Here is a 24,116-nt window from a genome sequence, read left to right on the forward strand (position 1 = left end):
GCGGCCCCCACCGGGTCGAGACGAGCACGGCCACCGACGAGGGCGGCCGAGAAGAGAGTGACGATGACCGACGCACGGGGGTCCGCCCGCCAGGAAGGTGAGCGGCCCGCGCGGTACGCGCCCGGCACGCCCTGCTGGGTGAGCCTGATGGTGCACGGCCTTCAGGCGACGCAGGAGTTCTACCGGGCGCTGTTCGGCTGGGAGTTCCGGCCCGGTCCCCAGCAGCTCGGACCGTATGTGCGGGCGCTGCTCGACGGCCGGGAGGTGGCCGGCATGGGTGTGCTGCCGCCGGACCTGCATCTGCCCGTCGCATGGACGCCCTACTTCGCCTCCGCCGACGCCGACCGGACGGCCGAGGCGGTCCGGTGCTGCGGCGGCACCATCGGCGTCGGTCCGCTGGACACCTCCGACGCGGGCCGGCTGGCGATCGGTTCGGACCCCTCGGGCGCCGTCTTCGGCATCTGGCAGGCGGCCGCGCACACCGGCACGGCCGTCACCGAGGTGCCCGGCACCCCCGCCTGGAACGAGCTGATCACCTTCGAGTCGGCGAGGACCGCGAAGTTCTACGAGATGGTGTTCGGCTACGACGAGGAGCCGGTGGTCTCCGTCGACCTGGACTATGTCACCCTCCGCCTCGACGGCCGCCCGGTGGCCGGGGTGTACGGCGCGGGCAGCGCGGTGCCCCGCGACCGGGGGCCGCACTGGACGACGTACTTCACGGTGGCCGATCTGGACGACGCGGTGGAGCTCGTGGTGCATCTGGGCGGCCAGGTGCTCAAGCCGCCCCGCGAGGGCGACCACGGCCGCACGGCGGCGGTGGCGGATCCGGAGGGGGCGCGCTTCTCCCTGCTGCAGCAGTCGTCCTGATCGGCTGCGGCCACGGGACCGGGCAAGCCCGGTTCCAGGCGGAACGTCAGCTTCTGGGCACCGGCAGCACGTCCGGCGCCAGGGCGGCCGCGCGGGCCGTCGCGGCGGTCATACGGCGGCGGTGGTGGCGGCGGCACAGCACCTCGTAGCCGATCTCCTCCGCGGAGTCGGTGACGTCGCCGACGACCACCTGGGCGCCCTCGACGACCATCACCCCGCCCACCGTGCGGGCGTTGTGGGTGGCGCGGGCGCCGCACCAGCACAGGGCCTCCACCTGGAGCACCTCCACCCGGTCGGCCAGCTCCACCAGGCGCTGCGAGCCCGGGAACAGCTTGGTGCGGAAGTCGGTGGTGATGCCGAAGGCGTAGACGTCGAGCTCCAGGTCGTCCACCACGCGGGCGAGCTGGTCGATCTGCTCCGGTGCGAGGAACTGCGCCTCGTCCGCGATCACATAGTCCGCGCGGCCGCCCTGCGAGAGGTGGTCGACGAGGTAGGCGTACAGGTCCATGCCGTCGGTGACCTCGACGGCGTCGGTGACGAGCCCGAGCCGGGAGGAGAGCCTGCCCGCTCCGGCGCGGTCGTTGCGGGTGAAGATCATGCCCTCCAGGCCGCGCGCCGAGCGGTTGTGCTCGATCTGCAGTGCCAGCGTCGACTTCCCGCAGTCCATCGTTCCGGAGAAGAACACCAGCTCTGGCATGGTGAGTCGGCACCTTTCGGCGGGGTCGGTGGGCGGACGCGGGTCAGGAGCGTACTTCGAGCAGCGGGACTAGTTGTTCGGCAGGGGTCATCGAGCCGTGGTTGCCGACCATCTGCGACTCGTTGGGCTCCCGCTGGGAGGCGATGAGCAGCACGTCGTCCCGTGCGGCGGCCACCACGTCGCCGATGCGGCCGTGGACCCGCTCGTCGATCCGGGGCCCGAACCAGCCCGCGGCGATCGCCTCCTCGCGCGAGGCCACCCAGAACTGCTCGCCCAGCACCTCCCGCCAGCAGGCGAGCACATCGCCGGCGGCGCCGGGTACGGCGTAGACGTGGCGGGCGCGGCCCTCGCCGCCGAGCAGGGCGACGCCGGCCTTCAGCTCCCAGTCCTCGTCGAAGTCGATGCGGTGCTGCTCGTCGAAGGGCACGTCGACCATGCCGTGGTCGGCGGTGACGTAGAGCGCGCTGCGCGGCGGGAGTTGCTCGGCCAGGCGCTGGACGAGGCGGTCGACGTACATCAGCTGGCCGCGCCAGGTGTCGGAATCGACGCCGTAGCGGTGGCCGGAGCCGTCGACCTCGGCGTAGTACGTGTACACCAGGGCGCGGTCGGCGGCGGCCAGTTGCTCGGCGGCGAAGTCCATCCGCTCCTCGCCGGTCAGCCGTCCGAAGAAGGTGCCGCCGCTGAGCGCCACCTTGGTCAGCGGGGTGTTCTCGAAGGCCGGGGAGGACACCTGGGCGGCGTGCACGCCCGCGCGGTGGGCGAGTTCGAAGATGGTGGGGTAGGGCTGCCAGGCCCGCGGCTGCGTCCAGGGCTGCCAGCGCAGCTGGTTCATCAGCTCGCCGGTGTCCGGGTTGCGCACGGTGTAGCCGGGCAGGCCGTGCGCCCCCGGCGGGAGCCCGGTGCCGACGGAGGCCAGGGAGGTGGCGGTGGTCGCCGGGTAGCCGGCGGTGAGGGGACGTCCGGTGCCGCCGCGCGAGGAGGCCAGCAGGGACGTCATGAAGGGCGCCTCCTCGGGGTGCGCCCGCAGCTGCTCCCAGCCCAGTCCGTCGATCAGGAACACGCACGCCCGGTCGGCGGGCGTCAGCTCCGGGATGGCCGCGGACATGCCGGGGACGCCCATGCCGGCGGCGAGCGTGGGCAGCAGATCGGCGAGGGATCCGCTGCCGTACTCGGGCAGGGGCGCGGTGTCCAGGGAGAGCGGTTCGGGGTGGTCGTCCCAGGCGGACGTATGGTGCGGCGGCGTGGGCCGGGTCGGCTGCGCCATCAGCGCGTCGGGTCCGCGGTCGCCTCAGAGAGGGCCTGCGCGAAGGCGAGGGCCTGGCGCACCGTCTCCGGGCCGTCGCCGGCCTCGCTGACGCGCAGGCTCAGGTCGTCCGCCGTGGAGTTGCCCGTGTAGCCGTGGTCCGCCTCGCAGTTCGGGTCGCCGCAGGCGGCCGGTTCCAGGTCGATGCGGGAGACCGCGCCCCAGCCGATGGTGAGCACGATCTCGCGCGGCAGCGTGCCCGGCGTGTACTGCTCCGGGTTCGCCACGACCCGGCTGACCACGATCGACGAGATCCGGTCGAGCTTGACCGATTCCGTGGAGGTGGTGGCGTACGGCGTCGGGGAGGTGCTGTCCGCCGCCTGCTCGTCGGTGTGGCTGACGATGAAGCGGTTGCCGGTGAGGACGAGGACGGTCACATGGCGCCGCACCTCGTTCTGGTCGAACGTCGTCTCCTGATGGACCAGGTACGACCGGACGGGCTCGCCGCCCACGGCGGCCTCCACCGCCTCGGCCACGAGAGCCGGGTAGTAGCCGCTGCGCTCGATCGCCGCCCGCAGCCCCTGGGTCGTCGTACTGGTCTTGGCCATGACGCCCATCCTACGGGGGACCACTGACTGCGAGAGACCGTGCGCCGCGGGTCAGTATGCGGGCAGAGTCCGCGGGCCGAGATCGTCGCGGGCGGGCGGGGGCGCGAGACGTACGGAGGCGCCGAGGACGCTCAGGCCCTGCGGGGCGACGACCACGGGCTCCAGCGTCACCGCGACGACCTCCGGGTGATCGTGCACCAGCCGGGACACCCGCAGCAGCAACTCCTCCAGGGCGGGGGTGTCGACCGGCGCGGAGCCGCGCCAGCCGAACAGCAGGGGCGCGGTGCGGATGGACCGCACCAGGGAGGCGGCCTCCCGGTCGGTCACCGGGATCAGCCGGTGCGCCATGTCGTCGAGCAGCTGCGAGGCGGCCCCGGCCAGCCCGAAGGAGAGGACGGCCCCGGCGGCCGGGTCGATCACCGCGCGGACCACGGTGTCCACCCCGCGCGGTGCCATCCGCTGCACCACGGGGCGCAGCTCCTCGGCCGTGCCGAACAGGCCGGTCAGCTCGGTGTACGCGCGGCGCAGCTGGTCCTCGTCGGCGAGGTCCAGGCGTACGCCGCCGAGGTCCGCACGGTGCCGCAGGTGCGGGGCGGTGGCCTTCAGGGCGACCGGGTAGCCGAGCCGGGCGGCGGCCTCGGCGGCGGCGTCGGGCGTGGGGGCCTGCAGGGCGCGGTGGACGTCGATGCCGTAGGCGCCGAGCAACTCGCAGGTGTCCTCGCTGCCGAGGGTGAGGCCCTGGCCGCGGGCGAGCATGCCGTCGATGAGGGTGGCGGCCCTGCGTTCGTCGATGTCGTCGTACTCCGGCACCTTGCCGGGCTCGGCGGCGTCCCGCCGCCACTGCGCGTAGGCGACGGCGTGCCCGAGCGCCCGCACGGCGCGTTCGGCGGCCGGGTAGGCCGGGATGAGCAGGGCGCCCTTGGGGGGCGGGGAGGCGGAGACGGGAGGCACGGATGCACCGGCGGCGCGTGCGGCACCCGGGGGCGCGGAGGTGGGCGCACCTCCCGCCGGAGCGGCCCCCGCGTGCGCCGGGGGCGCAGAAGGAGCGGTACGTGCGCCGGGGGTGGCCGGCCGCTCCGCCGGCGCCGGGCGGTCGGCCGAGGAGGGCCGGTCGTACGGCGTGGGTGGCGCGGGGGTCACATCCGGTGCCGGGGACGGGTCGTCCGGGTCCGCCGCCGTCGGCTCCGGCTGGCGGGGTGGGCGGGCAGTGCTGGCTGCGGCGGACAGGGCCTCGGCGAGGCCGCCGAGTTCCACGTGGACGACCAGGACCGGCTTGGGGGTCGCGGTGGCGGCCGAGCGGAGGGCCTCGGCCAGGGCGGCGTCGCCGACGGAGGACTCCCCCACCGAGGGGATCGCGGTGACGACCACCGCGTCGCAGCTGTCATCGGCCAGCGCCCGGGACAGGGCCGCGTGGAAATCCGCCGCCGTGGCCTCCGTGGTGAGGTCCAGCGGGGGGTGCGGGCGCAGTCCCTCGGCCAGGCAGGCGTCGTAGGTCAGCAGGCCCAGGGACTCGGAGTTGCCCAGGATCGCCACGCGGGGTCCGGCCGGGAGGGGCTGGCGGGCGAGCAGCAGGCCGGTGTCGACGAGTTCGGTGATGGTGTCGACGCGGATGACGCCGGCCTGCCGGAGCAGCGCGGACACCGTGGCGTGCGGCAGCCGTGTCGCGCGCACGGCGTGTCCCCGGGGTCCGGCGCCGTGGCGTGCGCCCTGCACCACCACGAGGGGCTTGGCCGCGGCGGTCCGGCGGGCGAGCCGGGTGAACTTGCGGGGGTTGCCGATGGACTCCAGGTACATCAGGGCGACATCGGTGTCGGGGTCCTCGTACCAGTACTGCAGGACGTCGTTGCCGGAGACGTCCGCGCGGTTGCCGGAGGAGACGAAGGTCGACACACCGGTCACCCCGGTGACGCCGCCGCCGCGCCGGTGCAGCCGGGACAGCAGGGCGATGCCGATGGCGCCGGACTGGGCGAACAGTCCGATCCGGCCGGGCCGGGGCATCTCTGGGGCGAGCGAGGCGTTGAGCCGGACCTGGGGGGCGGTGTTGATGATGCCGAAGGCATTGGGCCCGATGATGCGCATGCCGTAGCTGCGGGCCTGCCGTACGAGGGCGCGCTGCCGCTCGCGGCCCTCGGGACCCGACTCGGCGTAGCCCGCGGAGATCACGACCAGTCCCTGCACTCCGTGCTCGCCGCAGTCGGTGACGACCTCGGGGACGTGTTCGGCGGGCACGGCGACGACCGCGAGGTCCACCGGCCCGTCGATCTCCCGCACCGAGCGGTAGGCGGGGACCCCGTCCAGCTCCTTCTGCTCCTCGGGCAGCGCCCGGTTCACCGCGTAGAGGCGGCCGGGGTATCCGGCGTCCCGGATGTTGCCGAGGATGTTGCGTCCCACGCCGCCCGGTGTGCGGCCGGTGCCGATGACGGCGACGGAGCCGGGCGCGAGCAGCCGCTGCACGGAGCGGGCCTCGGCGCGCTGTTCGCGCGCGTACTGCACGGCGAGGGAGCGGTCGGTGGGTTCGAGGTCGAACTCCAGCCGGACGACGCCGTCCTCGAAGCTGCGCTTCTGGGTGTACCCGGCGTCCGTGAACACCTTGATCATCTTGGTGTTGGCGGGCAGCACCTCGGCGGCGAACCGGCGGATGCCGCGCTCCCGGGCGACGGCGGCGATGTGCTCGAGCAGGGCGGAGGCCACGCCCCGGCCCTGATGGGCGTCCTGCACCAGGAAGGCGACCTCGGCCTCGTCGGCCGGGGCGGAGGCGGGTGTTCCGTCGGTGCCGATCCGGTCGTAGCGGACGGTGGCGATGAACTCGCCGCCGACGGTGGCCGCGAGCCCGACCCGGTCCACGTAGTCGTGGTGGGTGAAGCGGTGCACGTCCTTGGCGGACAGCCGCGGGTACGGCGCGAAGAACCGGAAGTACTTGGACTCGTCCGACACCTGTTCGTAGAACTTCACCAGGCGTTCGGCGTCGTCGGCGGTGATGGGCCGGATGCGTGCGGTGCCGCCGTCGCGCAGCACCACGTCGGCTTCCCAATGGGCGGGGTACTCGTGCCGGTCCGACGAGGTCTGCATGGGCCCCAGAGTACGGCTCGCGCCCGGCAACGGCGCGAGGCAGTCTGTGGAACAACGGACGCGGGACCAAGGCCGCGCGGCCCGCCGGGCGGCACCGAGGGCGGGCGCCGCTCCCGGCATGCCTCACGATATGGAAAACTGGTCTAGACAACCCGGAACACCGAAGGGCAGCAACACATGGCTGAGCGCCGCGTCAACGTCGGCTGGGCCGAGGGTCTCCACGCCCGCCCCGCCTCCATCTTCGTCCGAGCCGCCACGGCCGCAGGCGTCCCGGTGACGATCGCCAAGGCCGGGGGCAACCCCGTCAACGCGGCCTCCATGCTGGCCGTGCTGGGTCTGGGTGCCCAAGGCGGCGAGGAGGTCGTCCTCGCCTCCGACGCCGAGGGCGCGGACGCCGCTCTGGACCGTCTGGCCAAGCTGGTCTCCGAGGGCCTCGAGGAGCTTCCCGAGACCGTCTGAATTCCTCCGTGCGGAATGAGTGCGGCACAAAGCGAGGGGTCCGCCCGGACGCCGGGCGGACCCCTCGCTTTTCATTTCCCCCGGGCGGCCGATCCCCCGTCGGCACAGCTATTGGGCTTTCCGGGCAGCAGAAAAATCCCCCCGCGAATTTCTTGCGCTCTTTGTATACGGCCCCCGTGTTAATTCCGAGCGCTCGTCGTGTTTACGGCATGTTGCGTGTTCCTCACAGGCTCGCCGGTGCCATCGCCGCCCGAGGCGGTGCGCAGCCGGTGCGCGGCGGTGGTGCGCTCGGTGTGCTGCGCGGTCAGCGAGCGGGCGCGGTCGCCGTCGCCGCGCGCCACGGCGTCCACGATCGCGCCGTGCTCCGCCCAGTACTCCGCCGGGTCGGCCGGTGCGTCCAGGGTGTACATCCAGGCGATCTTGTGCCGCAGCTGGGTCAGCATCGAGGCCAGCGCCTGGCTGCCGGAGGCCTGGGCGAGCGTCTCGTGGAACCAGCTGCCGAGAGAGCGCAGTTCATCGCTGCTGCCCCTGCGGGCACGCTCCTGCCCGAGGCGCACCAGGCCGCGCAGCACCTTCAGATGGGCGTCCGTGCGACGCTGTGCGGCGCGCGCGGCTCCCAGCGGCTCCAGCAGCAGACGCATCTCCAGCAGGTCGGCGGCCTCCTGCTCGGTGGGCTCCGCGACGCAGGCGCCGGCGTGCCGCCGGGTCACCACGAAGCCCTCGGCCTCCAGGGTGCGCAGCGCCTCGCGGACGGGGACGCGGGAGACGCCGTAGCGGCGGGCGAGGAGTTCTTCGGTGAGCCGGCTTCCGCGCTCGAATACACCGGCGACGATGTCGTCCCGGATCGCCGTGCACACCGAGTGCGCGGGAATACGCATGACCGACCTCCGGCTCAATCCTCGTGACACGCCGACGAAGGACGTGTTGTTTCGTGACTCTATTGCAATCCGGAGGAATTTCCGACGGTGAGCCGGAACTCATACTTGTTTTTTGGACAACCGGGCGCGGCCGGCCCCGGGGAAGCCGAAAGCCCCGGCTCGGGGAGCCGGGGCCAGGAGGGGGAAGGCGAGGAGCGCGCTCTCGGACCTTGACGAAGGGCGTGCTCTCAGAGCTTGACGCCGTGCGCGCGGAGGTAGCCGACCGGGTCGATGTCGGACCCGTACTCGGCGCTGGTGCGGGCCTCGAAGTGCAGGTGGGCGCCGGTGACGTTGCCGGTCGCGCCGGAGTTGCCGATCTGCTGGCCCGCGGTGACCTGCTGGCCGGCCGAGACGCTGATCGAGGACAGGTGGGCGTACTGAGTGTAGGTGCCGTCGTGCATCTTGATGACGACCTGGTTGCCGTACGCGCCGCCCCAGCCGGCCTCCACGACGGTGCCCATGCCGACGGACCGGACGGGGGTGCCGCTCGCGGCGTGGAAGTCGATGCCGGTGTGGCTGCCGGAGGACCAGACGGCGCCGCCGGCCTGGTAGGAGGTGGAGACGTAGGAGCCGGCGATCGGGGAGACGAAGGTGTTGAGGCGCTTGCGCTCGGCCTCGCGCTCGGCGCGCTCCTTGGCGGCCCGGGCCTCGGCGGCCGCCTTGGCCGCCTTCTTGCGGGCGGCCTCCTCGGCGGCCTTGCGGGCTGCCTCCTCGGCGGCCTCGCGCGCCGCCTCGTGCTGGGCGGCGGCCTGGGCGTCGATCCGGTCGGCGACCGTGTCGCCCATGTCGATGACGGGGGTGAGGCCGGTCTGCGCCGCGGCGGGCTCGGCGGCGAAGGCGGGAGCGGCGAGCGAACCGACGACGCCGGTGCCGGTGAGGGCCGCTATGCCCGCGGCACGCGCGGTGCCGCGCTGGATCCGGCTGGGACGCCGATGCTTGCCCGTGGCGCGGGTGAACGCCATGTACAGACTGGTCCTTTCCTTCCCTCTCGCCTACCGGGTTAGCTGACGGGTTCGGAGCAGGAAGGTCTCCTACGGACCCCCTCGCGGTGCGCGCGGGCGTCCGATTCACCCCAGGGACTGCCTATGGGTCCCCGGCTCCCCTGGCTCGCGCCGTACGGGGACTCGGCGATGACTGTCCGGTGCCGCGGGTGCGGCGCACTGCCTGACGAACAGCCCGCACGACGCTAAACGGGGCGAGTTTCAATTCCCAAACGGATCCCGGTTTTTGTAGCGCATCCCACAGGGCAGACAGGCCCCCTCCGCCTCAATCCGGGCATAAGTGAGCCCTGGTGACGTTTCCGCCACCAGGGCTCACCCGCGCGCGCCGCGGAGAGGCGTCCGGCGCGCCGTCCGCCCGGTGTCAAAGCACCGTCAACTCGCCGCCCGCACGGGCGTCTACTCGGCGCTCACGACGGTGACCTCACCGATGCCGAGGGCCTCCACGGGCGCCTTGATCTGCGCCGCGTCACCGACGAGCACGGTCACCAGACGGTCCACCGGGAAGGCGTTCACCACCGCGGCGGTGGCCTCCACGGTGCCGGTGGCGGCCAACTGCCGGTACAGCTCGGCCTGGTAGTCGTCCGGCAGATGCTGCTCGACCTGGTCGGCGAGGGTGCTCGCGACGGCCGCGGCGGTCTCGTACTTCAGCGGCGCCACCCCGACCAGGTTCTGCACGGCGACGTCCCGCTCGGCGTCGGTGAGCCCCTCCGCGGCGAGGGTGCGCAGCACGGTCCACAGGTCCTGCAGCGCCGGGCCGGTGTTGGGGGTGTCCACGGAGCCGCTGATGGCGAGCATCGCGGCGCCGGTGCCGTCCGGCGCGGACCGCAGGACCTGGGTGAACGCCCGGACGCCGTAGGTGTAGCCCTTCTCCTCGCGCAGCACGCGGTCCAGGCGGGAGGTCAGGGTGCCGCCGAGGCAGTAGGTGCCCAGCACCTGCGCGGGCCAGACGCGGTCGTGCCGGTCGGGGCCGGTCCGGCCGATCAGCAGCTGGGTCTGGACGGCGCCGGGGCGGTCCACGATCACCACGCGGCCGGTGTCGTCCGCGATCACCGGCGGGACGGGCCGCAGCTGGGCCGTGGAGCCGGTCCAGGTGCCCAGCGTGTCGCCGAGCAGCGCGTCGAGGTCGACGCCGGTGAGGTCGCCGACGACCACCACGGTCGCCGTGGCCGGGCGGACATGCCGGTCGTAGAAGGCGCGTACGGCCTTGGAGTCGATGCCTGCGACGGTCTCCTCGGTGCCCTGGCGGGGGCGCGACATGCGGGAGTCGGCCGGGAACAGCTCCTTGGAGAGCTCCTTGGCGGCGCGGCGGGAGGGGTTGGCCAGCTCGTGCGGGATCTCGTCGAGCCGGTTGCGCACCAGGCGTTCGACCTCGCTGTCGGCGAAGGCGGGCGCCCGGAGCGCGTCGGCGATCAGGCCCAGGCCCTTGGCCAGCCGGGAGGCGGGGACCTCCAGGCTCAGGCGGACGCCCGGGTGGTCGGCGTGCGCGTCCAGGGTGGCGCCGCAGCGCTCCAGCTCGGCGGCGAACTCCTCGGCGGAGTGCTTGTCGGTGCCCTCGGAGAAGGCGCGCGCCATGATCGTGGCGACGCCGTCGAGGCCGGCCGGCTCGGCGTCCAGGGGCGCGTCGAGCAGCACTTCGACGGCGACGACCTGCTGGCCGGGGCGGTGGCAGCGCAGCACGGTCAGGCCGTTGCCGAGCGCGCTGCGCTCGGGGGCCGGGAAGGCCCACGGCTTGGCCTCGCCCGCCTGCGGCTGGGGGTGAAACTCCATCGTGGCGAGCTCGGTCACTTCGCCGCCTCCTCGATCTCGTCGCTGCCGGCGAGGGCAGCGGCTTCCTCCACGCCCTCGGCGCTCTCTTCCGTGGCGACGGGCTCGTAGACGAGCACCGCGCGGTTGTCCGGCCGCAGGCGGGCCTCGGCGACCTCCTGGACCTCCTCGGCCGTCACGTCCAGGACGCGCTGCACGGCCGTCAGGGCGAGCTGCGGGTCGCCGAACAGGACGGCGTAGCGGCACAGTTCGTCGGCGCGGCCGGCGACCGTGCCGAGCCGGTCCAGCCACTCGCGCTCCAGCTGGGCCTGGGCGCGCTCCATCTCCTCGGGGGTGGGGCCGTGCTCGGCGAACCGCGCCAGCTCCTCGTCGATGGCGGCCTCGATCACCGGCACCTCCACGTCGCCGGAGGCCTTCACGTCCAGCCAGCCGAGCGAGGGGGCCCCGGCCAGCCGCAGCAGGCCGAACCCGGCCGCCACGGCGGTGCGGTCGCGCCGCACCAGCCGGTTGTACAGGCGGGAGGACTCGCCGCCGCCGAGGACGGTGAGCGCCAGGTCGGCCGCGTCGCAGGCGCGGGTCCCGTCGTGGGGCAGCCGGTAGGCGGCCATCAGCGCACGCGCGGGGACCTCCTCCTCGACGACCTCGCGCAGCTCCTTGCCGATCACGTCGGGCAGGGAGCCGTCGCGGGGCTCGGGCTTGCCGTCGTGCGCGGGGATGGAGCCGAAGTACTTCTCGATCCAGGCCAGCGTCTGCTCGGGGTCGATGTCGCCGACCACGGAGAGCACCGCGTTGTTCGGCGCGTAGTAGGTGCGGAAGAACTGGCGGGCGTCCTCGAGGGTGGCCGCGTCCAGGTCCGCCATCGAGCCGATGGGCGTGTGGTGGTAGGGGTGGCCCTCCGGGTAGGCGAGGGCGGTCAGCTTCTCGAAGGCCGTGCCGTAGGGGACGTTGTCGTAGCGCTGGCGGCGCTCGTTCTTGACGACGTCCCGCTGGTTCTCCATGGACTCCTCGTCCAGGGCGGCGAGCAGGGAGCCCATGCGGTCGGCCTCCAGCCAGAGGGCGAGCTCCAGCTGGTGGGCGGGCATGGTCTCGAAGTAGTTGGTCCGCTCGAAGCTGGTCGTGCCGTTGAGGGAGCCGCCGGCCCCCTGGATCAGCTCGAAGTGTCCGTTGCCCTTCACCTGGGCGGAACCCTGGAACATCAGGTGCTCGAAAAGGTGAGCCAGGCCGGTGCGTCCCTTGACCTCGTGGCGTGAACCGACGTCGTACCAGAGGCACACCGCCGCCACAGGGGTCAGGTGGTCCTCGGAGAGCACCACGCGCAGACCGTTGGCCAGGCGGTGCTCGGTCGCTGTCAGGCCGCCGGAGCCTGCCTGGGCTGTGGCCGTGTGACCCATGGGCATGTACGTCCCTTCGATCGCGGAGGCGGTGCGTGCCGGACCGCCGTTTCTGCCGGTCCTGCCACTGTATGCAAGCGCGCGAGGAGCCGGTGGCGTTCCCGCGGCGGCGCGGATTCGCCCAGAGCGAGCAGCCCCGGGTGAGCGGTGGTGCGGAAGTGGCCGCCGGGGGCACCGGGACGGCTGAGCCAGGGACGTAGGGACGGCTGAGCCGGGGACGTAGGGACGGCTGAGCCGGGGGCACCGGGACGGCTGAGCCGGGGACGTAGGGACGGCTGAGCCGGTGCCGCGCGGACGCGCCCGCGGCCGGTGCGCGTACTCTTCTCGCGCCGCCGTCCCCGCTCGTGCCGGACGGCCTCAGACCGGGTCCTGCGTCCCGGTTGTCGGTACGGCGGTCCACAATGGTCCGCGACAGATCCGTCATACGCCCGAGTGACCAGAACAAGAGGAGCCGGCAGCGATGGCCCGCCGCAGCACGAAGACCCCGCCGCCCGACGAGCCGTACGAGGAGAAGATCCTCGACATCGACGTCGTCGACGAGATGCAGGGCTCCTTCCTCGAGTACGCGTACTCGGTCATCTACTCCCGCGCCCTGCCGGACGCGCGCGACGGTCTCAAGCCGGTGCACCGCCGCATCGTCTACCAGATGAACGAGATGGGGCTGCGCCCCGACCGCGGCTATGTGAAGTGCGCCCGCGTCGTCGGCGAGGTCATGGGCAAGCTGCACCCGCACGGTGACGCGTCGATCTACGACGCCCTGGTGCGCATGGCGCAGCCCTTCTCCATGCGGGTGCCGCTGGTGGACGGCCACGGCAACTTCGGTTCGCTGGGCAACGACGACCCGCCCGCCGCCATGCGGTACACCGAGTGCCGGATGACCGAGGCCACGGGCCTGATGACGGAGTCCATCGACGAGGACACCGTCGACTTCGCGCCCAACTACGACGGCCAGGAGCGCGAGCCGGTGGCGCTGCCTGCCGCCTTCCCGAACCTGCTGGTCAACGGCGCCTCGGGCATCGCCGTCGGCATGGCCACCAACATGCCGCCGCACAACCTGCGCGAGGTGATCGCGGCCGCCCGGCATCTGATCCGGCATCCGAACGCCGACCTCGACGCCCTGATGAAGCACGTCCCCGGCCCCGACCTGCCCACGGGCGGCCGGATCGTCGGCCTGTCCGGGATCCGCGACGCCTACGAGACGGGCCGCGGCAGCTTCAAGATCCGCGCCACGGTGAGCGTGGAGAACGTGACGCCGCGCCGCAAGGGCCTGGTCGTCACCGAGCTGCCGTTCACGGTCGGCCCGGAGAAGGTGATCGCCAAGATCAAGGACCTGGTCAACGCCAAGAAGCTGCAGGGCATCGCGGACGTCAAGGATCTCACCGACCGCGAGCACGGGCTGCGCCTGGTCATCGAGATCAAGAACGGCTTCGTGCCGGAGGCGGTCCTGGAGCAGCTGTACAAGCTGACGCCCATGGAGGAGTCCTTCGGCATCAACAACGTGGCCCTGGTGGACGGCCAGCCGCTCACCCTGGGCCTGAAGGAGCTGCTGGAGGTCTATCTCGACCACCGCTTCGACGTGGTGCGCCGCCGCTCGGAGTTCCGCCGCGGCAAGAAGCGGGACCGGCTGCACCTGGTCGAGGGCCTGCTCACCGCCCTGGTGGACATCGACGAGGTCATCCGCCTGATCCGCTCCAGCGAGAACTCCGCGCAGGCCAAGGAGCGCCTGATCGAGCGGTTCGGGCTGAGCGACGTCCAGACCCAGTACATCCTCGACACGCCCCTGCGCCGCCTGACCAAGTACGACCGGATCGAGCTGGAGGCGGAGAAGGAGCGGCTGACCGCGGAGATCGAGGAGCTGACCCGGATCCTGGAGTCGGACGCGGAGCTGCGCAAGCTGGTCTCGGCGGAACTGGCCGCGGTGGCGAAGAAGTTCGGCGACGACCGGCGCACCCTGCTGCTGGAGTCGGCCGCGACCCCGTCCGCCTCGGTGCCGCTGCAGGTGGCGGACGACCCGTGCCGGGTGCTGCTGTCCTCGACCGGCCTGCTGGCCCGCACGGCGAACGACCGGCCGTTCCCGGCGGACGCGGGCGCCAAGCGGGTCAAGCACGACGTGATCGTCTCGGCGGTGCCGGCCACCGCGCGCGGCGAGGTCGGTGTGGTCACCTCGGCGGGCCGTCTGCTCCGCCTCGACGTGGTCGATCTGCCGCAGCTGCCCGAGGACATGGCCACGCCGAACCTCTCCGGTGGGGCGCCGCTGGCGGAGTTCGTCTCCCTGGCGGACGACGAGGAGGTGCTGTGCCTGACCACCCTCGACGAGTCCTCGCCGGGCCTGGCGCTCGGCACGGAACAGGGCGTGGTCAAGCGCGTGGTGCCCGATTACCCGGCCAACAAGGACGAGCTGGAGGTCATCACCCTCAAGGAGGGCGACCGGGTCGTCGGCGCGGCCGAGCTGCGCACCGGTGAGGAGGACCTGGTCTTCATCACCGACGACGCCCAGCTGCTGCGGTTCCAGGCCTCCCAGGTGCGCCCGCAGGGCCGCCAGGCGAGCGGCGTGGCGGGCATCAAGCTCGGCCAGGGCGCGCGGGTCATCAGCTTCACCGCCGTCGACCCGTCCAAGGACGCGGTGGTGTTCACCGTCGCGGGCTCCCGCGGCACGCTGGACGACTCGGTGCAGACCACGGCCAAGCTGACCCCGTTCGACCAGTTCCCGCGCAAGGGCCGCGCCACCGGCGGTGTGCGCTGCCAGCGGTTCCTGAAGGGCGAGGACTGCCTCTCCCTGGCCTGGGCGGGCGCCGCCCCGGCCCGCGCGGCCCAGAAGAACGGCTCCCCGGTGGCCCTGCCGGAACTGGACCCCCGGCGCGACGGTTCGGGCACGTCGCTGGGCAAGACGGTCGCGGTGATCGCGGGACCTGTGCAGTAGGGCGTGCGCGCCGACCGAGGCGACGGGCGGACTGGCCGCACGGGCGAGCGATGGCTCTGTGGCGGCCGGTCCGGCCGATCAGTCCTCCTTGCCCTCAGGCCGGCTCGTCCGGTCCCGTCGGCTCCCAGTCGTCCGCGGGCTCCGGACCGGTCGCCTCCGGCGCCTGACCGTCCTCCGGCTCCTGGACGTATCGCAGCACGCCCCACATGCCGTGTTCGTCGGCCGGTGGGGCGTCGCTCGTGCACGCCTCCAGCTCCTTGCGGAGCTTCACCGTGTCGATGCCGGTCCCGATGAGCACGAGCTGGGTGAGCCGCTCCGCCCCGGCCGACCAGGGCTCGGGGTAGAAGCGCAGGAACCGCCCGACCGCGTGCACCTCGTAGCGGTTGCGGGCGTCGTACGGCCCGAAGTCGATGTATCCCTTGATCCGGTACAGCCCCTCGGGCCTGCTGTCCAGGAAGTCCATCGTCCGCCGCGGATCGAGGGGCTCGCCCGAGACGAACGTCAGGCTGTCGTACTCCGTGTGCAGATGCCCGGCGTGATCGTGCTCCTCGTCTTCCTGCCGGGGCAGGTCGTCGAAGGAAAGCTGGCCGATGCGCTCGGTGGCGGGACGGCAGTCGAAGAGGAACTCGGGGTCGATGCGGCCGTACGTGGCGGGCACCACGGGCGCACGATCGGTCAGCGAACGGACGAGCCCGAGGACCCGGTCCGGATCCGCCGCCCGGTCGAGCTTGTTCACCACGACGAGATCGGCGAGTGCGAGGTGGCGGTCGATCTCCGGGTGCCGGGCGCGGGTCTCGTCGAACTCGGCGGCGTCCACGACCTCCACCAGCCCGCCGTAGACGATGCCGGGGTACTCGCTGGCGAGCACCATCCTCACCAGCTCCTGCGGTTCGGCCAGGCCGCTGGCCTCGATCACGATCACGTCGATCCCGGCGGAGGGGCGGGCGAGCCGTTCGAGGTAGGTGTCGAGTTCGCTGCTGTCGACGGCGCAGCACAGGCAGCCGTTGCCGAGGGAGACGGTCGAGTCCCCGAGCGCCCCGGCCACGGCCATGGCGTCGATCTCGATCGCCCCGAAGTCGTTCACCAGGGCACCGATACGGCTGCCGCCGCTGTGGTGGAGAAGATGGTTGAGCAGCGTGGTCTTCCCGGAGCCGAGGAATCCGGTCAAGACCACGACCGGAATCTGCCGACCGCTGCTCCGCTCCACCACGCGACCCCTCTTCCACCTACGCGCACACCGGCGCCGAACCGGCGCAAAAACTTCAGGATTGACTGACGCCCCAGGATACGAGCCGTAAGAACAGCGGCCCAGTGAACGATTGTTAGCAGCATTTACTGGGCAGACGTTGGGCAAGGAGCCGGATTGTGCGACCCTCGCATCCATCCGTGCGCCTCCTCTCCGCCTTCCTGCCGATCAGAGCCGCTCGGCACCCTGGAAGGTGGCAAGCGCCGCCCATCGCTCGCCGGTCTTGCCCGCCCACCCTGCATCCGACGACCGGCGGACGGCCGCCTGATCGGGGGTTTTCGACATGGCCACACAGAATGTGGGGTTTCAGATGCTGCGCTCCGCCGCCGCGGGCGCTCTGCTCATGGCCGCGGGTGCACTCGCGGCCATCGCCGCCCAACGGCACGCCATGGAGGCGATGCGCCAGCGCGTGGAGGAACTGGAGGAGCAGGCGCGAGCGCAGCAGCGGTCCAACCTGGCCTGGCAGCAGCGCCAGCACTGGGAGTTGCTGAGCAAGGCGATGGACGACCCGGATCTGACCGAGGTCCTGGACATCTACGACACACCCGTCAGCCCCCAGCGGCGGCGCCAGTATCTTTTCGCCAACGCCCTCTACACGAACCTCCTCTGCTACCACCGCATCGGCAATCTCACCCGCGAGGAATTCTTCCAGCACGTACGGGCCATGTTCCAGAACCCGATCGTCCGGGAGTACTGGTACGCCACCCGGCATCTCAGGGCGAGTCTCACGGGGACCGAGGAGGCCGAGCTCGGCGCGCTCGTCGACCATCTGCTGCTGCAGCTCGAGGAGGCGGACACCGACGAGTGGTGGGTGGTCGGGGAACCGCCGCCCGCCGATGAGTGAACGATTCTCCACGCGCCGCCGGAACGGATCCGCGGCATGCCGCCCGATCAGGCGGCACCCGAAACGCTCCGCGGGCGCAGGCCGGCGACCGCCACCCCCACACCGGCCCGTTTCAGCGCCCCCGCCGCACGGGCCAGCCGCCCCGGCACGGATCACCTCATCCGCACCCGGGCATCAGGACGACTCACGCACCACCAGCTCTGTCGGCAGCGTCAACTGCTGCCGTTCCGCGCCCCGATGCGTGATGTCCGTGAGGATCCGGGCCATGGCCCGGCCCAGCTCCTCGACCGGCTGACGCACCGTCGTCAGCGGCGGGTTGGTGTCGGGCGAGGACGGAGTCCCCGAAGCCGACCACGGCGACATCCTCGGGCACCCGGCGCTTCTGCCCGCGCAGTTCGGCCAGCGCGCCCACCGCCATGAGGTCGGAGGCGGCGAACACCGCGTCCAGATCCGGCCGGCGTTCAAGCAGTGAACGCGTGGCGAGGCGGCCCCCGTCCTCGGTGAAGTCGGCGGCCTGTACCAGGGACTCGTCCGCCGGCAGCCCCGCCTCCTCGTGGGCGGCGCGCCAGCCGGCCAGGCGGCTCCGGCTGACGTCCATGTCCAGGGGGCCGGTGATGGTGGCGAGCCGGGTCCTGCCCCGGCGCAGCAGATGGCGCACCGCCTCGGTGGCTCCGCCGGCGTTGTCGCAGTTGACGTAACTGAGCTGCTCGCTCGCGTCGCGGCGGCCGGCCAGCACGGTGGGCAGGCCCAACTCCTCGAGCCTGGCGGGCAGCGGGTCCTCGGAGTGCACGGAGACCAGCAGCACTCCGTCCACCCGGCGCTCCGCCATCGACTCGGTGAGACGGTCGCGTTCGGCCCGGTCGCGGACCAGCATCAGCTGCAGCTGGGTGCCGCTCTCGGCCAGGGCGCCGCTCACACCGCGGATCAGCGCGGTGAAGAACGGTTCCGAGCCGAGGCGGCTCTCCGACTCCGGAATCACCAGGGCCACGGCGTTGGTGCGGTTGGTCACCAGGCCGCGGGCGACCGAGTCCGGGACGTAGTTCAGCTCTTTGATCGCCGCCGGGACGCGGGCGCCCGCGCCTCGGCGCTCACCAGGTCGGAGCCGTTGACCACGCGGGAGACCGTGGTACGGCCCACGCCGGCGCGGGCTTCGGCGCCGTCTACGTGGACTACCCGAACGGCACCCGCATCCCCAAGGCCAGTGCACGCTGGTACTCCGACGTGGCGCGGACCGGTGTGCTGCCCGGCGACTGACCGCTGGCCACCGGGACGGGACCGCCCTCGCCGGGCGGTCCCGGCGCCATCGGCAACAGCCCTCAGGCGTCCGGGATGTCGGCCTTCGCCCTGACGAGGGTCTCCCGGGTGATCACCACGATGCGCTCGTAGTCGGCGCGGGCGGCGTCGGCGGGCAGATCGGCCTCCAGTGAGTCAGTCATGTCCGTGCCGATGACCGCGAAGTTCCCGTTCGCCAGCTCGAAGATGTCTGGACACGTCCCACCCGTGGTGCTTCCCCGGAAGCGGGGAGCGACACCGAGGCGGCGGATGATCTGACTCACTGTAGATGTTCCTCTGCTCTCAAGGCACGAGCGTCTCGCCATGCTGCGGTCGCCCTGGGGGCAATCATGGACCCCACCAGGCACACACGCTGGTTGGCGCGCCGCGCGAGCACGCCCACATCCCCCCTTGTTGTCAACGAGAACAAGGGGGCTGAGACTTGACGAATCTTAGGGTCCCTTCGCAGGTGTTCGCCCCCACTCCGGGCAGAGAACATCGCCCCCGCCGCGCATAACGATCGTTCGCCGAGACGAAACGGTTGTTTGAACGCCATGGGTTCGCCGCGTACTGTGCGATCGACACGTCACACACCCGGGAGCGGATCGGTGGAGCACCCACTGGCTGAGACACTCCGGCGGCTGAGGGCGCACGTCGGAGAGGACGGCCTCGATCCCGCGGACCTGGCTGTACGGACGGCCCTTCCCGAGCACGTGGTGCGCGCTCTGCTGCGCGGCGAGGAGGGACCTGCCGACACGGTGGAGGAACGCGTCTGCGAGCGCATCAGGACGCTCGCCGAGGCCCATGTGGTCCGCACCGGCAGGAGGCCCGCGGATCTGGTCTCCGAGATCGCGGCCCGCCTCGGCATCTCCCAGGTCTGGGCCCGCAGACTGCTCAAGGGCGAGAAGCTGCCCAACGTGCCGCTCCTGCACGGTCTCGCCGACTTCTTCGACGTCGACGGAGGAGAGGTCTTCTTCACCGCACCCGCGGCCGACGCGCTGAACCGGACCCTGCTGCCGCTGCTGGAGAAGTACGAGAACCCCGCGGCCGACCCGGTCCAGGCCCTGCTGCGGAAGTACGGCGTGCGGGCCGCCGACCTGCGCTCGCACGGCTGTCTGACGCCCGAGCAGTTCGAGACGCTCCTCGAGGGTGTGATCAAGTCCGTCCTGCCACCGGAGGGAGGCACCGCACGTTGAGCACCCGATTAATGAAGTCCCTGCTCGCCGCGCTCGGGAAGGAGGCGAGCAGGTTCGTACAACGGCCGGCGGAACCGCGGGTCGTCATGGGTGCGTTCTGCCAGGCGATGAGCGCACGAACGGGCCGCCCGATCCAGCTGCTGTTCCGTGCCTTCCCGGCGGACATACCCGTCTCGGGCATGCGCCTCGACCTCGGGGAGCGCACGATCATCGTGGTCGAGAAGAACACGGTCCCCGAGGCACAACTGGTGATCCTCGGGCACGAGTTGTGGCACGAGGAGCAGGGCGACTGCGGGCATCACGTCGCCGGGATGCCCGCTGCGGCGCGCGCCCTCACCGACCAGCCCTCCGACGCGGTCCAGCGGGCGGTGGGGCGGATTCTCACCACCGCGGAAGTACCCCGCGAGGCCCTGCTGGCCGTGGCCGCCCGCGCCGGGTCCGTTGACGACCACGAAGTCACCGCCGAGACCTTCGGGCTGCTGTTCGGCCGTGAGGTGCGCACCTGGATGACGGGGCGCTACGCACAGGATCCCGTCAATCCCACCACCGTCGAGGGCAGGCTCAATCTGTCGCTGCTCGGCCGGGGCGGGCGCATCATCCGATGAGCCCCCGCATCCACATCCCCTACACGGTCCCGACGCTGCTCCTGGCGCTGGCGCTGCTCTGCAAGTTCCCCACGCTGCTGCGGGCCTGGCGCGACCCTCACGTCCGGGCGACGACCGCACTGCTCGCCTGCGCCACGGCCGTCCTCGTCGTCATCACCCCGGTCAACATCCACCGGCGCCCGCAACCCCCGCGCCATGACGGCTCTCCTCGACGTCATGAGCCTGGAGAAGCCGCCGACCCGCTTCCTCTCCCAGGACATGCTCGTCCCCATGCTGTTCGGCCCGAGGAAGCCGCTCCTGCAGGGCCCACCGCTCGCCGAGCACGAACGGAAGTCGGCCGTCTCCTGACCCGGGTACCGCTCCTCGGGGCCGCCCCGGGCCGGGACACGGTGGGGTGCCACAGCGCGCCGGAACCAGTCAGGTTAGGCTCACCTCTGTGAGTACGTGCTCAACCGTCTCCCACGAGCTCGACGAGCCCGTCGCGGGAACCGCGGCGACCGCGAGGACCTGGCTGCTGCTGGAGCAGCCCGGCCCCTGGGGTGCCAAGGCGCTGACGTCGAGCCATCTCGACCCGGCTCTGGGCCGGGCCCTGGAGGCGGCCGCGCAGGGCACCAGGGTGCGCATCGCGCTGATCCGCCACCCGGGGCGGCACGCGGACTTCCACACACCTGCCACCCGCCAGGTGTATGCGGCCCACATCGTTCCGGGGAACGTATGGCTGCACTCCGCCACCACCACGGACCCCGGGCAGCTCCTCGGCCTCGACTTCGCCGCGCTCGGCAGGGGCGAGCACGCCACCTTCGGCTCGGCGCTGGGCGGCCGGCCGCACGAGGGCGACCCGCTGGCCCTCGTCTGCACCAACGGCAAGCGCGACCGCTGCTGCGCACTGCTCGGGCGTCCGCTGGCGGCCGAGCTCGTCTCCTCCGGCGTCGAGGGGGTCTGGGAGGTGACGCATCTCGGCGGGCACCGCTTCTCGCCGACGGTGCTGGTGCTGCCGTACGGCTACGCGTACGGCAGGGCCGAGGCGCACGCCGTCAAGGAGGTCCTGCACGCGGCGCGGGAGGGCAGGGTCGTGGTGGACGGCTGCCGCGGGAGCTCCGCCTGGGAGCGTCCCGGCCAGGCGGCGGAGCTGGCCGTGCGCGAGGCGGCGGGCGAGTACGCGGCGGAGGCGCTGCGCGTGGTGCGGACGGACGGCGCGGCTCCGCGCTGGCAGGTGACCGTCGCCCACGCCGACGGCCGCCGGTGGCTCGTCGAGGTGGCCCAGGGGGCGTCCCTGCCGCCGCGCCCGGAGAGCTGCGGCTCGGTGCTGGGCTCGCCCGCGCGCATGGACGTGGTCGCGCTGCACGAGGTGACGATGGCGGCACTGGCGAGCTGAGCAGGGGCGGCGGCCGCTCGCGGTCGGCATGCGACGTCGTACGAGATCCACGCCACACCCCTACGGCGCGCCGCGCCCGCGCACGTACCGTCATGGGCATGAGCGCCACTCCCCCCGCCCGCCGACTGCGTCTGGGACTGCCCCGGCGGGTTTTCTCGCAGGTGCTGCTGATGCAGCTGGCGATCGCCGCGGGAGTCGCGGTGCTGGCGACCGGGCTGTTTCTCGCGCCGCTCGGCGATCAGCTGGACGACCAGGCCATGCGCCGCGCGCTGGCGATCGCGCAGACCACGGCCCAGCAGGACCGGATCGCCGAGGACCTGCGCAGCACTCCCCCGTCGCCGGACGGGCCGGTGCAGCAGGAGGCGGAGCGGATCCGCAAGACCACCGGGGCCGAGTACGTGGTGGTGATGGACAAGCGCGGGGTGCGCTGGTCGCACACCGACCCGCGCAGGATCGGCGGGCATGTCTCGACCGACCCGGGCAGGGCCCTGGCCGGCCACGAGGTCATGGAGATCGACGAGGGCACCCTGGGGCGCTCCGCACGGGGCAAGGTGCCGCTGCGCGACGACAGCGGCGAGATCGTCGGGGCCGTCTCGGTCGGCATCGCCTACGACAGTGTGCGGGCCCGCCTCATCCAGGCGATCCCGGGGCTGCTCGCCTATGCGGGCAGTGCGCTGGCCGTCGGCGCGCTCGCCGCGTGGCTGATCTCCCGGCGGGTGCAGCGGCAGACCCGGGACCTCGCCTTCTCGGACATCGCGGCCCTGCTGGCCGAGCGGGAGGCCATGCTGCACGGCATCCGGGAGGGCGTGGTCGCCCTCGACCGCGCCGGGCGCATCCGCCTGCTGAACGACGAGGCCCAGCGGCTGCTGGACATCGGCGGCGAGGCCGTGGGCCGCACCCCGGACGAGGCGCTCGGCGCGGGCCGCACGGCCGATGTGCTGGCGGGCCGGGTGACGGGCACCGATCTGCTGACGGTGAGCGGGCAGCGCGTGCTGGTGGCGAACCGGATGCCGACCGACGACGGCGGCGCGGTGGCCACCCTGCGCGACCGCACGGAGCTGGACCAGCTGGGCCGGGAGCTGGACTCCACCCGTGGTCTGATCGACGCGCTGCGCGCCCAGGACCACGAGCACGCCAACCGCATGCACACCCTGCTGGGGCTGCTCGAGCTGGAGATGTACGAGGAGGCGGTGGAGTTCGTCGGCGAGGTCGTCGGGGATCACCGGGCCACCGCCGAGCAGGTCACCGAGAGGATCCGTGACCCGCTGCTCGCCGCGCTGCTGGTGGGCAAGGCGACGGTCGCCGCCGAGCGGGGTGTGGCCCTGAACGTCTCGGACGGCACCCGGCTGCCGGACCGGCTGATCGACCCCAGGGGGCTGGTGACGGTCGTGGGCAACCTGGTGGACAACGCCCTGGACGCCACGGCGGGCACTCCGGGGACGCGTGTGGAGGTCGAGCTGCGCACCGAGGGGCGAACGGTGGTGCTCGTGGTGCGCGACACCGGGCCCGGAATCGCGCCCGAGCAGCGCGAGGTGGTGTTCACCGAGGGCTGGTCCACCAAGCGGGCGCCGGAGCACCGCGAACGCGGCATCGGACTGTCCCTGGTGCGCAGGTTCGCCGAGCGCCAGGGCGGCAGCGCGACCGTGGGCGAGGCACCCGGCGGCGGTGCCGAGTTCACCGTGGTCCTGCCGGAGGCGCTGACGGACACCGGGCCGCGGCCCGCCCTGTCCGGCACGGCGGGCCCGGGGGCCGCCGAGGAGGAGCCGCGATGATCGAGGTCCTGGTGGTGGACGACGATGTCCGGGTGGCGCGGGTCAACGCCGCCTGTGTCGAGAAGGTCCCGGGCTTCCATGTCGCCGGGCTCGCGCACACTGCCGCCGAGGCGCTCGGCGGACTCGAGCGGCGGCCCGCCCCGGACTTGGTGCTGATGGACCACTATCTGCCGGACGACACGGGGCTGGCGGTCGTGCGGGAGATGCGCCGGCGCGGCCACCAGACCGACGTGATCATGGTGACGGCGGCGCGGGACGTGTCCACCGTGCAGGCGGCGATGCGGCACGGTGCGCTGCAGTACCTGGTCAAGCCGTTCGCCTTCGCGGGGCTGCGCGCCAAGCTGGAGGCGTACGCGGAGCTGCGGCGGACGCTGGACGGCGGCGGTGAGGCGGAGCAGGCGGAGGTGGACCGCATCTTCGGTGCCCTGTCGGCCTCCGCGGAGCCCCAGCTGCCCAAGGGGCACTCGCCGACGACCGCCGACCTGGTGCGGCGGTCGCTGATGAACGCCGAGGGCCCGCTGTCCGCCCAGGAGATCGCCGAACGCACCGGGTGAGCCGGCAGACCGCGCAGCGCTGTCTGAAGCTGCTGGAGCGCACCGGCCGGGCCGTGCTGACGCTGAAGTACGGCGACGCGGGCCGCCCGGAACACCGTTATGTGTGGGCGACCCGCGCCTCAGGGCACGGCCCATAGGGACGGGGGAAGGAACCGTGCCCTCCCTACATACGGACTGGGGCGCCGTGCGTCTCCATGACGTGCCGGTCCTCACACCGGGCCGGGCGCCCCGGTCACCTGCCGTTCCTCACACCGGGCCGCCGGTGCCCCGGTCATCTGCCGTTCCTCACACCGGGCCGGTGCCCCGGTCACCTGCC

The 24,116-nt window shown here is 72.5% G+C and carries 18 protein-coding genes, 3 pseudogenes and 1 riboswitch; of the genes and pseudogenes, 10 read left to right on the forward strand and 11 right to left on the reverse strand.

All coding sequences use genetic code 11. The features are described from left to right. Window positions 1-63 precede the first annotated feature (63 nt). Window positions 64-867 (forward strand): VOC family protein, encoded by an 804-nt coding sequence (locus ABD198_RS03960; protein WP_343997913.1) that lies wholly within the window; start codon window positions 64-66, stop codon window positions 865-867. 46 nt (window positions 868-913) lie between these two features. Here the strand turns inward: ABD198_RS03960 and ABD198_RS03965 are convergent, their stop codons facing one another. From ABD198_RS03965 to ABD198_RS03980, 4 genes are read right to left on the reverse strand one after another with little or no spacing between them, the layout of a single operon-like run. Further along, a complete protein-coding gene (locus ABD198_RS03965) occupies window positions 914-1,564 on the reverse strand; it encodes a thymidine kinase (RefSeq protein ID WP_343997914.1) in 651 nt (216 codons plus the stop codon). A 43-nt stretch (window positions 1,565-1,607) separates the two neighbouring features. After that, window positions 1,608-2,828: an alkaline phosphatase family protein gene (locus ABD198_RS03970; RefSeq protein WP_343997915.1), complete on the reverse strand. Its 1,221-nt coding sequence runs from the start codon at window positions 2,826-2,828 to the stop codon at window positions 1,608-1,610. Beyond that, window positions 2,828-3,424 carry a DUF5998 family protein gene (locus ABD198_RS03975; protein WP_343998004.1) on the reverse strand — a complete coding sequence of 199 codons (597 nt, stop codon included), beginning with the start codon at window positions 3,422-3,424 and terminating at the stop codon, window positions 2,828-2,830. Before ABD198_RS03975 ends, ABD198_RS03970 begins: the two co-directional genes overlap by 1 nt. A 42-nt stretch (window positions 3,425-3,466) precedes the next feature. Further along, window positions 3,467-6,484 (reverse strand): bifunctional acetate--CoA ligase family protein/GNAT family N-acetyltransferase, encoded by a 3,018-nt coding sequence (locus ABD198_RS03980; protein WP_343997916.1) that lies wholly within the window; start codon window positions 6,482-6,484, stop codon window positions 3,467-3,469. 177 nt (window positions 6,485-6,661) lie between these two features. Here ABD198_RS03980 and ABD198_RS03985 point away from each other — a divergent pair, with 177 nt between their 5' ends. Then, the gene (locus ABD198_RS03985) at window positions 6,662-6,943 is read left to right on the forward strand and encodes an HPr family phosphocarrier protein (protein ID WP_343997917.1); all 282 of its coding nucleotides are present in this window, start codon (window positions 6,662-6,664) and stop codon (window positions 6,941-6,943) included. 179 nt (window positions 6,944-7,122) lie between these two features. Here the strand turns inward: ABD198_RS03985 and ABD198_RS03990 are convergent, their stop codons facing one another. From ABD198_RS03990 to ABD198_RS04005, 4 genes are all read right to left on the reverse strand, one after another. Continuing rightward, on the reverse strand, window positions 7,123-7,821 hold the full coding sequence (locus ABD198_RS03990) for a GntR family transcriptional regulator (protein WP_343997918.1): 699 nt from the start codon (window positions 7,819-7,821) through the stop codon (window positions 7,123-7,125). Window positions 7,822-8,048: 227 nt separating this feature from the next. Continuing rightward, entirely contained in the window at window positions 8,049-8,822 is a 774-nt protein-coding gene (locus ABD198_RS03995) for a M23 family metallopeptidase (protein ID WP_343997919.1), read from the reverse strand. Between the two features lie 12 nt (window positions 8,823-8,834). After that, window positions 8,835-9,000: riboswitch (cyclic di-AMP (ydaO/yuaA leader) on the reverse strand. A 257-nt stretch (window positions 9,001-9,257) separates the two neighbouring features. Next, window positions 9,258-10,646: a M16 family metallopeptidase gene (locus ABD198_RS04000; RefSeq protein WP_343997920.1), complete on the reverse strand. Its 1,389-nt coding sequence runs from the start codon at window positions 10,644-10,646 to the stop codon at window positions 9,258-9,260. After that, entirely contained in the window at window positions 10,643-12,022 is a 1,380-nt protein-coding gene (locus ABD198_RS04005; protein ID WP_343997921.1) for a M16 family metallopeptidase, read from the reverse strand. Before ABD198_RS04005 ends, ABD198_RS04000 begins: the two co-directional genes overlap by 4 nt. 454 nt (window positions 12,023-12,476) lie before the next feature. Between ABD198_RS04005 and ABD198_RS04010 the strand changes: the two genes are divergently transcribed. Continuing rightward, the gene (locus ABD198_RS04010; RefSeq protein ID WP_343997922.1) at window positions 12,477-14,936 is read left to right on the forward strand and encodes a DNA gyrase/topoisomerase IV subunit A; all 2,460 of its coding nucleotides are present in this window, start codon (window positions 12,477-12,479) and stop codon (window positions 14,934-14,936) included. A gap of 94 nt (window positions 14,937-15,030) precedes the next feature. Here the strand turns inward: ABD198_RS04010 and ABD198_RS04015 are convergent, their stop codons facing one another. Beyond that, complete coding sequence (locus ABD198_RS04015) at window positions 15,031-16,146, reverse strand: CobW family GTP-binding protein (RefSeq protein ID WP_343997923.1); 1,116 nt, start codon at window positions 16,144-16,146, stop codon at window positions 15,031-15,033. A gap of 319 nt (window positions 16,147-16,465) precedes the next feature. Between ABD198_RS04015 and ABD198_RS04020 the strand changes: the two genes are divergently transcribed. Next, the gene (locus tag ABD198_RS04020; RefSeq protein WP_343997924.1) at window positions 16,466-17,026 is read left to right on the forward strand and encodes a DUF6082 family protein; all 561 of its coding nucleotides are present in this window, start codon (window positions 16,466-16,468) and stop codon (window positions 17,024-17,026) included. A gap of 174 nt (window positions 17,027-17,200) precedes the next feature. Here the strand turns inward: ABD198_RS04020 and ABD198_RS04025 are convergent. Together ABD198_RS04025 and ABD198_RS04030 are read right to left on the reverse strand one after the other, a co-directional pair. Further along, window positions 17,201-18,163: pseudogene (locus ABD198_RS04025) on the reverse strand (LacI family DNA-binding transcriptional regulator). A gap of 179 nt (window positions 18,164-18,342) precedes the next feature. Continuing rightward, window positions 18,343-18,582 (reverse strand): hypothetical protein, encoded by a 240-nt coding sequence (locus tag ABD198_RS04030; protein WP_343997925.1) that lies wholly within the window; start codon window positions 18,580-18,582, stop codon window positions 18,343-18,345. 324 nt (window positions 18,583-18,906) lie between these two features. Between ABD198_RS04030 and ABD198_RS04035 the strand changes: the two genes are divergently transcribed. From ABD198_RS04035 to ABD198_RS04060, 6 genes and pseudogenes are all read left to right on the forward strand, one after another. Then, window positions 18,907-19,494, forward strand: a complete 588-nt coding sequence (locus ABD198_RS04035) for a helix-turn-helix transcriptional regulator (protein ID WP_343997926.1) — start codon at window positions 18,907-18,909, stop codon at window positions 19,492-19,494. Further along, complete coding sequence (locus tag ABD198_RS04040; RefSeq protein WP_343997928.1) at window positions 19,491-20,099, forward strand: toxin; 609 nt, start codon at window positions 19,491-19,493, stop codon at window positions 20,097-20,099. The genes ABD198_RS04035 and ABD198_RS04040 overlap by 4 nt, the downstream gene beginning before the upstream one ends. Before the next feature lie 159 nt (window positions 20,100-20,258). Further along, window positions 20,259-20,447 (forward strand): annotated as a pseudogene (locus ABD198_RS04045) (pyridine nucleotide-disulfide oxidoreductase); the annotation flags it as partial. Between the two features lie 88 nt (window positions 20,448-20,535). Next, window positions 20,536-21,474: a ferredoxin family protein gene (locus ABD198_RS04050; protein ID WP_343997929.1), complete on the forward strand. Its 939-nt coding sequence runs from the start codon at window positions 20,536-20,538 to the stop codon at window positions 21,472-21,474. A gap of 98 nt (window positions 21,475-21,572) precedes the next feature. Next, on the forward strand, window positions 21,573-23,246 hold the full coding sequence (locus ABD198_RS04055) for an ATP-binding protein (protein WP_343997930.1): 1,674 nt from the start codon (window positions 21,573-21,575) through the stop codon (window positions 23,244-23,246). Further along, window positions 23,243-23,937 (forward strand): annotated as a pseudogene (locus tag ABD198_RS04060) (response regulator). Before ABD198_RS04055 ends, ABD198_RS04060 begins: the two are co-directional and overlap by 4 nt. Window positions 23,938-24,116: the final 179 nt, after the last annotated feature.

The sequence above is a fragment of the Streptomyces thermocarboxydovorans genome (assembly GCF_039524635.1).
In the GTDB taxonomy this organism is placed as follows: Bacteria; Actinomycetota; Actinomycetes; order Streptomycetales; family Streptomycetaceae; genus Streptomyces; species Streptomyces thermocarboxydovorans.